This is a genomic window from Streptomyces sp. NPDC091271, from assembly GCF_044757505.1.
GTDB lineage: Bacteria > Actinomycetota > Actinomycetes > Streptomycetales > Streptomycetaceae > Streptomyces.
Map to the genome: position 1 here is coordinate 228,582 of NZ_JBIVVD010000004.1, position 12,571 is coordinate 241,152.

A 12,571-nucleotide genomic window follows, 5' to 3' on the forward strand; every position below is an offset into this window, starting at 1 on the left:
TCGCCGACGCGCCAGACGCCTCACCACCCCGTTCCCCGGCAGTTGCCGGGCCACCGAAAGAAACACTGGCATGACCATCTTCGAAACACTTCAATCCGAAGTCCGCAGCTGCAGCCGGGGCCGGCCTGTGGTCTTCGACCGGGCTGGGAACCGGTGCCCGGACTGCGAGGAGATCACCACGGCCGAACCGCCCGCGGCGATCACCCGACCGAACTCATCCAGCACAAGGGCGGTGCCGTACAGGTCGACGTGCAGGATCTACTCGATCCACGCCTGGCTGGCCGAGACGCCGGCGGCGTGGAGCACGCCGGCGACCTCGCCGATTCCCGGTGGCGGTATTCACAAGGGCGTGCACCGAGTCACGGTAAAAGACGTCCACCACGACGCTGCTGGTCTCGAACCCGGCACCGGGGAGCACCTTCGCCACGGCGTCGGCGTTCTCCTGCCGCACGTCGGCGAGCAGCGCATGCTTGCCGGAGCTGACGCGGCGGACGATGGCCTGCCCGATCGACCCTGCCCCGATGACGACGCTGACCTCGGCCATGATGATTCTCCGTTCCTTGCTGTTCTGGTGGTCGGGTTCAGTCCGGCCGGAAACTGTCGGGGCGTGTCCTCCGCCTCGACAGCAGCGATGATCCATACCCTTGTTGACCGGCACGTCGATCCCACCGAACGTCTCGTGGCCGGTCGCGACCACGGCCACGAGGTGCCCGGGTGTGCGTCGGTCACGGCGTCGCGGGCAGCGACAACAATCGCCTTGTTGCCCTTTGAAGGCCCTGGACTCGCAACCTGGAGGTCGAGGGACTGACACTCGTTTGAGAAGTCAGGCTTCAGGGATGGCACGGCCGAAGTCCGCGAGGGTGACGCTCGTAGGCTCGGGGCCGCCGCGGTGGCCGGTCTCCAGTCCGTCGAGGGCCTTCAGCTCGTCCGTGGTCAGCTCGAAGTCGAAGACGTCGATGTTCTCGGCGATGCGGTGGCGCTTGGTCGACTTCGGGATCACGGAGCGGCCGTGCTGCAGGCCCCAGCGGAGCAGTACCTGGGCCGGGCTCTTGCCGTGTGCCTCGGCGAGGCCGGTGACGACGGTGTCCTCCAGAACGCTCCTGCGGTTCTCCCCGTACCCCGGGTAGAAGGTGATGCCGCCGATGGGGGACCACGCCTGGTTGAGGATGCCGTGCTCCTCATCGAAGTCGAGGACGGCGCGCTGCTGGAAGTACGGGTGGATCTCCAACTGGTTGACCGCCGGGACGACGGTCGTGGCGTCGAGCAGCGCGGTCAGGTGCTCGACCATGAAGTTGCTGACGCCGATGGCCCGGACCTTGCCGTCCGCCAGGAGCTTCTCGAGAGCGCGGTAGGCGGCGAGGGTCTTGTCGAAGTCCGACGGGAGGGCCTGGTGCAGGATGAGCAGGTCGATACGGTCGACGCCCAGCTTGACCGCGCTCTTGTCGAAGCCGTGCAGGGTCTCGTCGTATCCGTAGTCGCTGATCCAGATCTTCGTCTCCACGAAGATCTCCTCGCGGGGTACGGCGGATTCGCGGATGGCTCGGCCGACCTCGCGTTCGTTGCCGTACGCGGCGGCGGTGTCGATATGCCGGTAGCCGAGGTCGAGCGCTGCCGTTACGGCGGCCCGGGTCTCCTCCGGCGGGGTCTGGAAGACGCCGAGTCCGAGGGCGGGCATCTCGACGCCGTTGTTGAGGGTGAGGGTCTGCATCAGAGGGACCTTTCGGTGTGGGTGGCCCGCGAGGGCATGATGAGGGTCAGGACGGCCAGGACCGCCGAAGCGAGCAGGACGGCGGAGCCGGTCAGAGCGGCGCCCGAGCGGGCTGCGATGTCGGCGGCCTCGTGGCCGGTGGAGACAGCGGCGGCCACGGCGGTCAGGATGCTCAGGCTCAGTGCGCTGCCGATCTGGTGCACGGTGTTGACCAGGCCCGAAGCGGCGCCCGCGTCAGCCGGCGCGACGCCGTCGACTCCGCTCGAGGTCATGGGTGCCAGGGCCAGCCCCTGTCCGGCGCCGATGAGGACCATGGGCAGGGCCACTCCCGTCATGTAGGGGGTATGCAGGTCGAGGCGGCTGAGCCAGACCATGCCGGCCGCGGTCAGGACGACCCCGGTAAGCAGCACCTTCGGCCTGCTCACCCGCTCCAGCAACCGCGGCACCTGGACGGCGAGGACGAAATTGACCAGCGTCATCGGCAGGAAGGAGAGACCTGCCTGCAACGGCGTCCAGTGGTAGACGCTCTGCACGAACTGCGCGGTGAAGAAGAAGAACCCCATCATCGCGCCCATGTAGAGCATCCGGGTGACGTAGGCGCTGCTGCGCTCCCGGCTCGCGAACAGCCGCAGCGGCACGATCGGCTGTGCGGCCCGCCGCTCCACCCGGACGAACAGGACGAGCATCAGCACACCCGCCACCAGCGGTATCAGGGTGGCCGGGGCGGTCCATCCGGGGTCGGGCGCATCGACGGTGCCGAGGACCAGAGCGGTCGAGCCCAGCGTCGCCAGGAGCGCGCCGGGAACATCGAAGCGCCCCTGCCGACGGCCGGTCTCGGGCAGGAACCGCACCGCGAGCACCATCATCACGATGCCGACCGGCACGTTCAGGAAGAACCCGGCCCGCCATGAGATCAGGTCCGCGACGAGACCACCGACGACCAGGCCGACTGCGGCTCCGAGACCCGCGACCGCGCTGTAGGCGGCCATCGCCCGGTTCCGTGCCCGGCCCTCCGGGAAGCTGCGCGTGAGCAGCGACAGGGCCGAGGGGGCCAGAATCGCGGCCCCGACGCCCTGCATAGCCCGGGCGACGATCAGCCACCACTGGCTCTGAGCGGCTCCGACCAGGAGCGAGGTCAGCGAGAAGACGATCAAGGAGAGGACGAACACCCTGCGGTGGCCGAAAAGGTCACCGGCCCGGGCGCCCAGGAGCAGCAGCCCGCCGAAGACCAGGACGTAGGCGTTGGTGATCCAGGACAGACCGGATTCGGAGAAACCCATGTCGGACCGGATCTGCGGCAGCCCGGTGAACACGATGGAGTTGTCCAGGATCACCATGAAATAGCTGACACAGATGATCGCAAGGATCAGTGTCGCGTGGACCGGGGCCCTGGGCGGCTGCGCCGCCGGACGCGGTGCGGCGGCGGTCAGGTCACCTGACGCTCCGGAGGCTCCCCGGGAGCTCGGACCGGCTGTGCGCCCGCAGGGGGCGTCGCCGGTTCCGGACAAAGACGCTGTGCGCACGGTGCTCCTTCAGGTCGGGCTCTGGTTCGGCCCTAATCGTGGACGGCCGGGACCCCGGCCTTTTCCAGAGAACCGCGCCTCGGCCCAGGTGGGAGTCACTGCTCTTCTACTGGCGCAGAGCACTTGTTCCGTTGCTGTCGTATTCCTGTGGGCGCAGTCCCGCCGATGGCTCGCCGAACTGCTGTGTCGGCAGAGCGAATTGGGGCCCTGGAACCTTGGGCAGGGATCTGAGTACGTGTACTCATGCATCTGGCCCTGCCTCACCGGAAGGTGGGGCAGGGGTGCGGAAATGAAGAAGACCATGGCGGCCCGGTGGCCCCGGAGCTACGGGCGGTGCAAGCAAGCGGGCGGACTGCTGCTGGCATTCGCCCTGATGGGACTCACTGCGGCGTGCTCCCGCGACCCGGCGGACAAGGAACTGCGTACGCAGGCCACGTCATCCGAAGCGGAATCTCGTCGGGTAAGGGAAGAGCAGAAGATGCGCGCCCTGATTGCGCGCTTGACCGCTGTCGAAGGACTGGAGCACCTGCTCACCCGCTATATCGACTCCTGTCATGGTCCCCAAAATGGCTCGCTATTCGAGAACAACCGGTCACCGTACGTCCTCACGTGCAGCATGCGGGCCGACGCCTACTTCGGTGTCCGCGGAGAGATCACCGAGGTCTTGTCCCGGATCCGCGCGGCCGGCATCGCGACCTGGGGACCGCAGGACGACGAGGGGCAGGATATGCCGTACGCGGCCGGCACCGTGACTTATGCGCTCAAGTACCACCGCGCTCGAGGCAAGTACCAGGACGGCACCCTGATGCCCGGGCCGGCACTCGAAGCCCCTGGGCTCCGGCTCGACTGGGACCGGCCGGACCTGCCACTCCTGAATCGGATTGAGGAGCCCGCCCCATGCCCCGAGACCGGGTCCGAGGTGATCTATTGGCGCTGCTCGGTCACGCCAGAGGACCGGATGACCGTGGCAGTCGCACGAACCCGTTATGCCACCGTTCTAACCCTCAGCCTTGGTCTCTGGGACTCCTCCGCAGACAACTACTTCACCGTGCTCCGCCGAAAATGATCTCGCGAGCGCCAGCGGTGAACAGCGGTGAGTCGGCCGTATTCCAGTCAGCCTGAGCTTCGGTGGTCACGTCCGAGCATCGCGTCCCATGAGGTGAAGGATGCGGCCGGGACAGACCGCTGGACCATGCGCTGCTCTCAAAAGTGGTCAGGTCGGTGTGCGGGACGCGATGTAGTCGAGCCAGTCGCGTCGGGCGTATCCGGTCCAGCGGGTGGCGTTGTGGATGCTGGTGCCGGTGAAGTCGGCGAGGACGGATGCCGGCAGGTCTGTGGCCAGAGCGAGACGAGCGTTGCTGCGGCTGGCGAGTGGCGCGATGCCGTGTCGGCGGAGCTTCAAGTTGAGGTAGGTGGCTCCGAGAGGGCGGGCGGGCTCCTGGCCGGGGAACAGCCACGGTGTTGTGCTGGCTGTCTGATCGAGGTGCCAGCGGGCCTGGCACTGGTCGCGTTGGGCACGGACCAACCGGGCGACTTCGGGCGGTAGCGGAAGACGATGGCCTGCGAGGTTGAGGGCCACCATCTTGTCGTCGTCTATGACGTCGCTCACGGTGAGTTCGAGCAGTTTGGTGTGCTGCAGCCCGAAGAGGAGCGTCAGGGCACCAGCCGTACGAACATCGAGAGGTGACCGCGTCCCGTGTGCGGCCCACGATCCTCCGGCTCAGCGGGGTTGATGCTGACCTTTCGCTGAGTTCGCTGATGGGGTGTCAGGAGTGAGGGCGGCGGCCCCACCATCGCAGGGGAACGAGGTTAATCAGGCGGGCGGGTACTGAAGGCGGAATCGCGAGGTGGGAGCGGGGATGTGGGCTCTGTTGGGACGAACTGGTCGGCGCGGCGTCCAGGATTTCCGCGGCCCGCTCGTGCGTGTGTCGTCCGCGGTCCAGGGCACAGTGCTATCCGGCGGTAGAGGCTTCGGGGCCGGGAGTATCCGGGAGGGGCCGAAAAAGTAGGGGTGGCGGATCGGGTGCCATCGTCAGCGCCGAGGATCGATGCCAACTGGTGCAGAGTGTCCTCGAGGGTTATATGGCCCGCACTGCGGCCAGTGCGCGCTGGAGCGCGGTCGTCGCCGCGGCTGAGGGGTGGCGCCCCCCCCGGGTGTCAGACGGCGGAGGCGACGATCGAGCGTTCCTACGACGGTCCGGCAACGTTGTTGCATCGGCGCCCGTCGACGTCTCTCCTCGATGGCAGCCCTGGTCCTGCACCTGCAAAGAGGACGCGGCGGAATTCGCGTGCAGTACCTGGCGTGGGGCCTGTCGGCCCAGGCGGTCTCTCTCCCGCGGGGGAGGATTCACCGGGCCGTTGTCGCCGTCGCGGCAGGAACGGCCCAGGACCGCACGCGAGTTCTTCCCGGCGCTGAACGCGGCCTCCTCAGAGGATCTCCACCTTGCCGACGTAGTCCGCCAACTCGGCCGCCCCCGGAGGCAGGTCGGTCACCAGAATGTCGATCTCGTCCAGTGCGAAGCACTTGGCCACGGCATGCTTCCCGAGTTTGGAGGAGTCCACCGCGAGGACGGTCCGCCGGGCAACTCCGGCCATCGCCTGCTTCGCCGCCGCCTCGTCGGCGGTGAACTCCGTCGATCCCAGCGTCCCGTCGAGGTAGGTGGCGGACGCGAAGAAGGTGTGCAGGGCGAATTGGCGAGCAGTCAAGGCCGCGATCGGTCCGACGAGGCTGCCCGTGTGAACGTCGGCGGTGCCGCCCGTCGAGTACACCCGCACGCCGGGCGTGCGGTTCAGCTGGTGGAACGTCTCCAGCCCCGTGGTGACAGCCGTGATGTCTCGCGGAGCGCGGTCGCCGAGGGCGAGCGCGAGCTGGTGCACCGTGGTGGAGCCGTCGAGGCCGATTCCGCCGGTGGCCGGCACCAGGCTCCGCAGTTTGCCCGCGATGACCTGTTTCGCAGCCACTGTGCGGCCCAGCCGGTGCTCGAAGGACCATGCGTCCACGGGGATCGCGCCACCACGCACCCGCCGGATCTTGTTCTGCTCCTCCAGTGCCTGAAGATCGCGGCGAATGGTCATGGTGCTCACGCCGCACCAGTGAGCCAGCTCGTCGACGCGTTGCACACCCTCGCGGAGGGCCGTGACGATCGAGGCGCGTCGCGCCTGACTGTCCACGTTCACATCCTCAGTCATGCGAATTTTCTATCACAGCGCACATGGTTCGTGGGATCGGCGTCACGCACTGAACAAGGCCAGGAGCAGGGGGTGTCACTGGCTGTACGGCGGCTCGGCGCGCCTGCGGACTCAATCATTGATTCGTTTCAAACTCTTGCTTGCGTGTTACTTCCCCGTTTAATCTCCCACCAAGAGAACACCTTGGAGGTAGGTTCGCATGGTTGCTGCATCCGTTGTCCCGTCCAGTGCCGTCCTCGAGCGCGTCGCCCGTCGATCGACGCGGGTGGGGTTGGTGTCCGGTGGTCTGGGGGCGTACTGGCCGCAGTTCCCCGGCCTGCTGGAGCAGCTCGAGGAGTCGGCCGGCATCGTCACCCGTCGTCTGGAGTCGATGGGGTGCGAGGTCACCGATGCGGGCTTCGTGTCCGACCCGGCAGAGGCAGCTGGTGCCGCAGAGGTGCTTCGGCGCGCGGACTGCGACATCATCGTCACCTTCCTCACCACGTACCTGACCTCCTCCATGGTGCTGCCGATCGCTCAGCGGAGCGGGGCCCCGGTGCTGGTCATCGACCTCCAGCCGACCGAGGCGATGGACCACGCGACGTTCGACACCGGGAAGTGGCTCGCGTACTGCGGCCAATGCCCGCTGCCGGAGGTCGCCAACGTCTTCCGCCGCAGCGGGATCCCTTTCCGTTCGGTCTCCGGCCACCTGCACGACGAGAACGCCTGGTCGCGTATCGGCCGCTGGATCGGAGCCGCCGGGGTGCGGGCCGCGCTGCGACACGGTCGGCACGGGCTGATGGGACACCTTTACCCGGGCATGCTGGACGTCTCCACAGACATGACCCTGGTCTCCGCGCAGCTGGGTGGCCACATGGAGGTGCTGGAATTCGACGACCTGCGGGTCCGGGTGGCCGCGGTCACCGACCAGCAGGTCGCCGAGCGCGTGGCGCTGGCCCGGGAGGTCTTCACACTGGACGACTCGGTGGACGGCGAGGACTTCGACTGGGCGGCCCGGGTCTCGGTGGGACTCGACCGGCTGGTCGAGGACTTCGCCCTGGACAGCCTCGCCTACTACCACCGCGGCCTCGACGGTGAACTGCACGAACGGCTGGGCGCCGGCATGATCCTCGGCGCCTCGCTGCTCACCGCACGCGGCCTGCCCGTGGCCGGTGAGTACGAGCTGCGTACCAGCCTGGCGATGCTGGTCGCCGACACCCTTGGCGCGGGTGGTTCCTTCACCGAGCTCCAGGCCCTCAACTTCCGTGACGGAGTGGTCGAGATGGGGCACGACGGGCCTGCCCATCTCGCCATCAGTTCCAAGGACCCGCTGCTGCGCGGACTCGGCGTGTACCACGGCAAGCGCGGCTGGGGCGTCAGTGTCGAATTCGACGTCACGCACGGCCCGGTCACCACCTTCGGCCTGGGACAGGAGGCGGACGGCAGCTTCGTCTTCATCGCATCCGAGGGCGAAGTGGTCCCGGGCCCCCTGCTGGAGATCGGCAACACCACGTCCCGGGTCGACTTCGGCGTGGACCCCGGCGAGTGGACCGACGCATGGTCCGCCTCCGGAATAGGACACCACTGGACCCTGTGCACCGGCCACCGGGCCAAGGACCTGAAGGCCGCCGCCGATCTGCTCGGACTGCGGTTCCGCCTGGTCGACGGCACCGAAATCCTCTGACACGCCTCTTCGCCCGAACCGCCACACCGGTCAGACCGAGCCCGTCCTGGTTCGAGGAACAGCTGGTCAGTTCCACCGCCTGGCGGCAAGGGCACCGGCGGCCCCCGTTCTCCCCGGGGCCGGAGCGCCCGGCCCGCCCCTACCACCACTCCCGCAGGAGCCACAGATGCCTCTCGCCGCAGTAGTCCCCCCGGCCCCCCTCGCCCGGGTTCCCGCCACACCGGCCCGGATCGGCCTCGTCACAGGCGGACTCGGCAACTACTGGCCGCAGTTCCCTGACCTGCTGCCCACCATCGAGAAGTCCGCCGCGGTGATCCGCGAACGTGTAGAGGCGAGCGGCGCGCACGTCGAGTACGCGGGAGTGATCTCCGACCCGGTCCAGGGAGCCGCCGCCGCCGAACGGCTGAGGAAGGCGGACTGCGACTTGATCATCGTGTTCGTCGCCACCTACATGGCCTCGGCCCAGGTCCTCCCTGTTTTCAAGTACGGGGGCGCACCGATCCTGTTGGTCAATCTGCAGCCCGGCACCTCGATGAACCACGCGACGTTCGGCACCGGCGACTGGCTCGGTTACGCCGGATTCGCCGGGCTCCCGGAGATCGGTGTGGCTCTGGAGCGCCTGGGCATGCCCATCCGCAGTGTCTCAGGGCATCTGGCGGACGAGCGGGCCTGGGCGAAGATCGACCGCTGGGTGCGAGCGGCCGGAGTGGTACGCGCGCTGCGCGGCGCGCGACACGGCATGATGGGCCACCTATACCCGGGCATGTTCGACATCGCCACCAACATCACAGCCATCACCGGGACGTTCGGCGGCCACGTCGAGGTCCTGGAGTTCGACGACCTCAAGCTCCGCTACGACCAGGTCACCGAGGCTGAGACCGAGCGGGTGCTGGCCACCGTCGAGGAGGTCTTCACCGTGCACCCCGGCGCCGACCGGGAGAACATCCGGTTCCAGGCGCGGGTGTCCGCCGCGCTGGACCGGTTGGTGGAGGAGTACGGCCTCGACACGCTCGCGTACTTCTACTTCGGCGAGAACGACACTCTGCTCCAGCGGCTGGGCGCCGGCTTCGCCATCGGTGCCACCCTCCTCTCCTCCCGGGGCATCCCGACCGTCACCGAGTACGAAGTCAGGGCGGCCGCCGCCATGTACGTACTGGACCAGTTCGGCGCCGGCGGCACGCTCACCGAGGGGCAGGCCCTCAATTTCGACGACGGTGTGTGCGAAGTGGGCCACAACGATGCCGCGGATATGGCGATCACCGCCCGCAAGCCGCTCCTGCGCAGCCTGGACGTCTACCACGGAAAGTCCGGCGGAGGCGTGTCCGTCGAGGTGGACATCCGCCAGGGGCCCGTCACCCAGTTTTCCATCGGCGAACTCCGCGACGGCAGTCTCCGCTTCATCGCATCCGAGGGCACGATCGTCGACGGTCCCCTCCTGAGCATCGGCAACACCACCTCGCGGGTGGACTTCGGCTGCGATCCGGCAGACTGGGCTGACGCTTGGAGTCAGTCGGGTTCCACCCATCACTGGGCGATGGGCGTAGGACACAGGGCCGCGGACATCGAGGCACTGGCCGATCTGCTGGGAGCCGAGTACCGGCTGGTGCAGCCGTGAGCGCCCGCACCGCCCCGCCCGCGGCCGGAGAGAGCGCCGTGCCGACGGCCGGGGGCAACCGGGGCTTCACCCTGCTGATCGCTCTGAGCGCCAGCGTCGGTGGACTCCTCTACGGCTACGACACCGGGATCATCGGCAGCGCCCTGCTCTACCTCAAGGGCCCGATGGGCATCGCCGACAACACGTTCGTGCAGTCCGCCGTCACAGCGATCACCCTGCTCGGCGCCATCTTCGGCGCCCTCCTCACCGGGCCGGTCTCCGACCGGATGGGTAGGCGCCCCACCACGATGCTGGTCGCCGTGCTCTTCATCGTCTTCGCCGTGGGCTGCGGGGTGGCCCCCGACCTGACCACGCTGCTGGTGATGCGCTTCCTGCTGGGCCTCGCTGTCGGCGGCGCCTCGCAGATCGTCCCCGTGTACATCGCAGAACTCGCCCCGCCGGCCGTTCGCGGCGCCCAGACCTCGTTGTTCCAGGTCATGATCTGCGTCGGCACCCTGCTCGCGTACCTCTCAGGGCATCTTCTGGGCCCGAGCCACGCGTGGCGTTGGATGCTGGCACTGGCGGCCGTGCCCGCCCTGCTGTTCCTGATCGGTATGGCCTTCCTGCCGGAGAGCCCGCGCTGGCTGCTCAGCCGCGGCCGTGAGGCACAGGCACGCGCCGTGCTGGCCCGGGTGCGGTCGTCGGCCGCCGAGGTGGACGCCGAGATCGCCGACATCAAGGGAACGTTCCACGCCGAACAGGGTTCCTGGAGGGAGCTGTTCCAACCCGCCGTGCGGCCTGCGGTCGTCGCCGGTGTCGGGGTGGCCCTGTTCTCCCAGATCACCGGAATCAGCGCCATCATCTACTACGCGCCCTCGCTGCTGGAGCTGTCCGGCTTCGGGGAGTCAGCCTCCACTCTCGGCTCGGTCGGGGTCGGTGTCGTCCTCACCGTCTTCACCGTCCTCGGCATCTACCTGGTGGAACGCTGGGGCAGGCGCAAGCTGGTCGTCTTCGGCCTCCCCGGCGCGGTCGTCGCGCTGGCCGTGATGGCACTGATGCTTCCCTGGTCCAGCGGCTCCCCGGAGGCACTGGGCAGTGGGGGGCAGGCTGTCGTGATCACCTGCCTGCTGGCCTACTTCGCCTTCAACGGCGGCAGCCTCTCCGTCGTGGCATGGCTGTACTTCGCGGAGATCTTCCCGCTGCGGGTACGCGGCAAGGGCACCAGCCTGACCGCGCTGGTCCTGTGGATCACCAACTTCCTCGTTACTCTCCTGCTGTACTTCGCCGCCGACCGGCTCGGCGTGGGGCTCGTCTTCGGAGTGCTCGCCCTGTTCAACATCCTGGCCTGGGTGTTCGCGCTGCGGAGGATGGCGGAGACGAAGGGCCGCACTCTGGAGGAGATCGAGGCCAGCCTGCACGACGGCACATTCGCCTCACACGGACGTCCGGCCAGAACCCCCTGACCCGCGGGGGCGGGACGCCCGCCCCCGCGTCCTCCTTACCGCACGCGCCGCCGGACGGCACCGGCCGCCGGCCCGTAGAGAAACTTCGGTAGACCACCATGACTGACACTCCCGTACTCCCGGAAACGATGAAGGCCCTGGTCCTGCACGGCAAGGAGGACCTGCGCCTGGAAGAGCGCCCCGTGCCGGCGCCCGGCCCGGGCGAGATCCTGCTCGCGGTGGGATCGGTCGGAGTCTGCGGCTCCGACAAGCACTTCTTCCACGAAGGACGCGCCAGCAGCGACGTCATGACCGAACCCTTCGTGATGGGACACGAGTTCGGCGGACGCGTCGCGGCGGTGGGCCCCGGTGTCGAACCCGGCCGGATCGGCGAGCGGGTCGCCGTCGAGCCGCTGGTCCCCTGCGGCACGTGCCGCAGCTGCCGCCGTGGTGAGTACAACGTCTGCCCCACCCAGCTCTTCCACGGGGTCCCGGGCGCCGAGGGAGCCCTCCAGGAGTACGTGGTCGTCCCGGCCGGCAACGCCTACCCGATTCCCGACGGGGTCAGCGACGACGCCGCCGCCATGGTCGAGACCATCTCGGTGTCCCTCTGGGCCTCGCAGCGCGGCGAGATCACCATCGGCGACCGGGTACTGATCACCGGCGGCGGTCCCATCGGGCTGTTCGCGCTCCAGGTGGCCAAGGCACGCGGCGCTGAGACTGTGACCGTCATCGAGCCCCAAGAATCGCGCCGGCTGCTGGCTGCGAGGCTGGGCGCCGACACCTTTTCCTCCCTGGACGACCTCGCGGGCGCGGTGCCTGACGGGTACGACGTCCTCATGGAATGCACCGGCGTCCAGCAGGTGCGGCACTCCGGCTGCGGCCTTGTCCGTCCGGGCGGGAAGGCCGTCTTCGTGGGTGTCGGCGCCCAGGACGCGTCGGTCCCGATGCCCTCCGTGATCGAGCGTGAGGTCGAGATCCGGGGCGTGATGCGCTACAGGTTCACCTGGCCGACGGTGATTGCAGGGCTCGCCGCAGGCCGCTACCAGACGGATGAGCTGGTCACCCGGACACTCCCGTTGCACGAGGCGCACCGTGCGTGGACGGATGCGCCGGCGGGCGCTGACGTCAAGACGATCATCCGGATCGGATCCGCAGACGCTTGAGGCCCGGGCGACGGCAGGTTTTGGCGTGAGGTCGCGCTGACCGGGCACGTCGCGCGCAGTCCAGGACCTAAGGGTTGTCCCGCCAGAGATTGCGGGGCAGCCCCGCCCCGCCTGAAGAGGAGGGTAGGTCCTGCCGGCCTGTTCGCGTCGAGGGCGGCGGTCACGATGTAGTCGCACGGGTCGGCACGGCACCGGTGTCCAGGGCGGCGGCCGCCGCCCTGGACCGAACAGGGGTGTGAACCCCGCCTCTTCACCAGTCGTAAGCCTAGCGGCGGGTCTGCATCGC

General features: G+C 68.4%; 10 protein-coding genes. 6 read left to right on the forward strand and 4 right to left on the reverse strand.

The window, feature by feature from the left end; translation table 11 throughout:
• Positions 1-70: 70 nt before the first annotated feature.
• On the forward strand, positions 71-808 hold the full coding sequence (locus ACIQM3_RS17600; protein WP_401624783.1) for a hypothetical protein: 738 nt from the start codon (positions 71-73) through the stop codon (positions 806-808).
• Between the two features lie 15 nt (positions 809-823).
• Here ACIQM3_RS17600 and ACIQM3_RS17605 read toward each other — a convergent pair whose 3' ends face one another.
• Together ACIQM3_RS17605 and ACIQM3_RS17610 are read right to left on the reverse strand one after the other, a co-directional pair.
• A complete protein-coding gene (locus tag ACIQM3_RS17605) occupies positions 824-1,708 on the reverse strand; it encodes an aldo/keto reductase (RefSeq protein ID WP_401624785.1) in 885 nt (294 codons plus the stop codon).
• Positions 1,708-3,231 (reverse strand): MFS transporter, encoded by a 1,524-nt coding sequence (locus ACIQM3_RS17610; protein ID WP_401624787.1) that lies wholly within the window; start codon positions 3,229-3,231, stop codon positions 1,708-1,710. The genes ACIQM3_RS17605 and ACIQM3_RS17610 overlap by 1 nt, the downstream gene beginning before the upstream one ends.
• A gap of 289 nt (positions 3,232-3,520) precedes the next feature.
• Between ACIQM3_RS17610 and ACIQM3_RS17615 the strand changes: the two genes are divergently transcribed.
• Positions 3,521-4,297, forward strand: a complete 777-nt coding sequence (locus ACIQM3_RS17615; protein WP_401624789.1) for a hypothetical protein — start codon at positions 3,521-3,523, stop codon at positions 4,295-4,297.
• 147 nt (positions 4,298-4,444) lie between these two features.
• On the opposite strand, the gene ACIQM3_RS17620 is transcribed toward ACIQM3_RS17615, so the two are convergent.
• Together ACIQM3_RS17620 and ACIQM3_RS17625 are read right to left on the reverse strand one after the other, a co-directional pair.
• Entirely contained in the window at positions 4,445-4,840 is a 396-nt protein-coding gene (locus ACIQM3_RS17620) for a hypothetical protein (RefSeq protein WP_401624791.1), read from the reverse strand.
• An 818-nt stretch (positions 4,841-5,658) separates the two neighbouring features.
• Positions 5,659-6,420 (reverse strand): DeoR/GlpR family DNA-binding transcription regulator, encoded by a 762-nt coding sequence (locus tag ACIQM3_RS17625; RefSeq protein ID WP_401624793.1) that lies wholly within the window; start codon positions 6,418-6,420, stop codon positions 5,659-5,661.
• 199 nt (positions 6,421-6,619) lie between these two features.
• On the opposite strand from ACIQM3_RS17625, the gene ACIQM3_RS17630 reads away from it, so the two are divergent.
• The 4 genes from ACIQM3_RS17630 to ACIQM3_RS17645 all read left to right on the forward strand — a co-directional run bounded on the left by ACIQM3_RS17630 (position 6,620) and on the right by ACIQM3_RS17645 (position 12,285).
• Positions 6,620-8,083, forward strand: a complete 1,464-nt coding sequence (locus ACIQM3_RS17630) for an arabinose isomerase (protein ID WP_401624795.1) — start codon at positions 6,620-6,622, stop codon at positions 8,081-8,083.
• A 166-nt stretch (positions 8,084-8,249) separates the two neighbouring features.
• The gene (locus ACIQM3_RS17635; RefSeq protein WP_401624796.1) at positions 8,250-9,698 is read left to right on the forward strand and encodes an arabinose isomerase; all 1,449 of its coding nucleotides are present in this window, start codon (positions 8,250-8,252) and stop codon (positions 9,696-9,698) included.
• Entirely contained in the window at positions 9,695-11,140 is a 1,446-nt protein-coding gene (locus ACIQM3_RS17640; RefSeq protein ID WP_401624798.1) for a sugar porter family MFS transporter, read from the forward strand. The genes ACIQM3_RS17635 and ACIQM3_RS17640 overlap by 4 nt, the downstream gene beginning before the upstream one ends.
• 98 nt (positions 11,141-11,238) lie before the next feature.
• The gene (locus tag ACIQM3_RS17645) at positions 11,239-12,285 is read left to right on the forward strand and encodes a zinc-binding dehydrogenase (RefSeq protein WP_401624799.1); all 1,047 of its coding nucleotides are present in this window, start codon (positions 11,239-11,241) and stop codon (positions 12,283-12,285) included.
• Positions 12,286-12,571 lie beyond the last annotated feature (286 nt).

What these genes read in the sequence shown, in the direction of transcription:
- ACIQM3_RS17600 (WP_401624783.1), top strand. Translation starts at nt 71, where the DNA reads ATGACCATCTTCGAAACACTTCAATCCGAAGTCCGCAGCTGCAGCCGG.
- ACIQM3_RS17605 (WP_401624785.1), bottom strand. Translation starts at nt 1,708, where the DNA reads ATGCAGACCCTCACCCTCAACAACGGCGTCGAGATGCCCGCCCTCGGA.
- ACIQM3_RS17615 (WP_401624789.1), top strand. Translation starts at nt 3,521, where the DNA reads ATGAAGAAGACCATGGCGGCCCGGTGGCCCCGGAGCTACGGGCGGTGC.
- ACIQM3_RS17625 (WP_401624793.1), bottom strand. Translation starts at nt 6,420, where the DNA reads ATGACTGAGGATGTGAACGTGGACAGTCAGGCGCGACGCGCCTCGATC.
- ACIQM3_RS17630 (WP_401624795.1), top strand. Translation starts at nt 6,620, where the DNA reads ATGGTTGCTGCATCCGTTGTCCCGTCCAGTGCCGTCCTCGAGCGCGTC.
- ACIQM3_RS17635 (WP_401624796.1), top strand. Translation starts at nt 8,250, where the DNA reads ATGCCTCTCGCCGCAGTAGTCCCCCCGGCCCCCCTCGCCCGGGTTCCC.
- ACIQM3_RS17645 (WP_401624799.1), top strand. Translation starts at nt 11,239, where the DNA reads ATGACTGACACTCCCGTACTCCCGGAAACGATGAAGGCCCTGGTCCTG.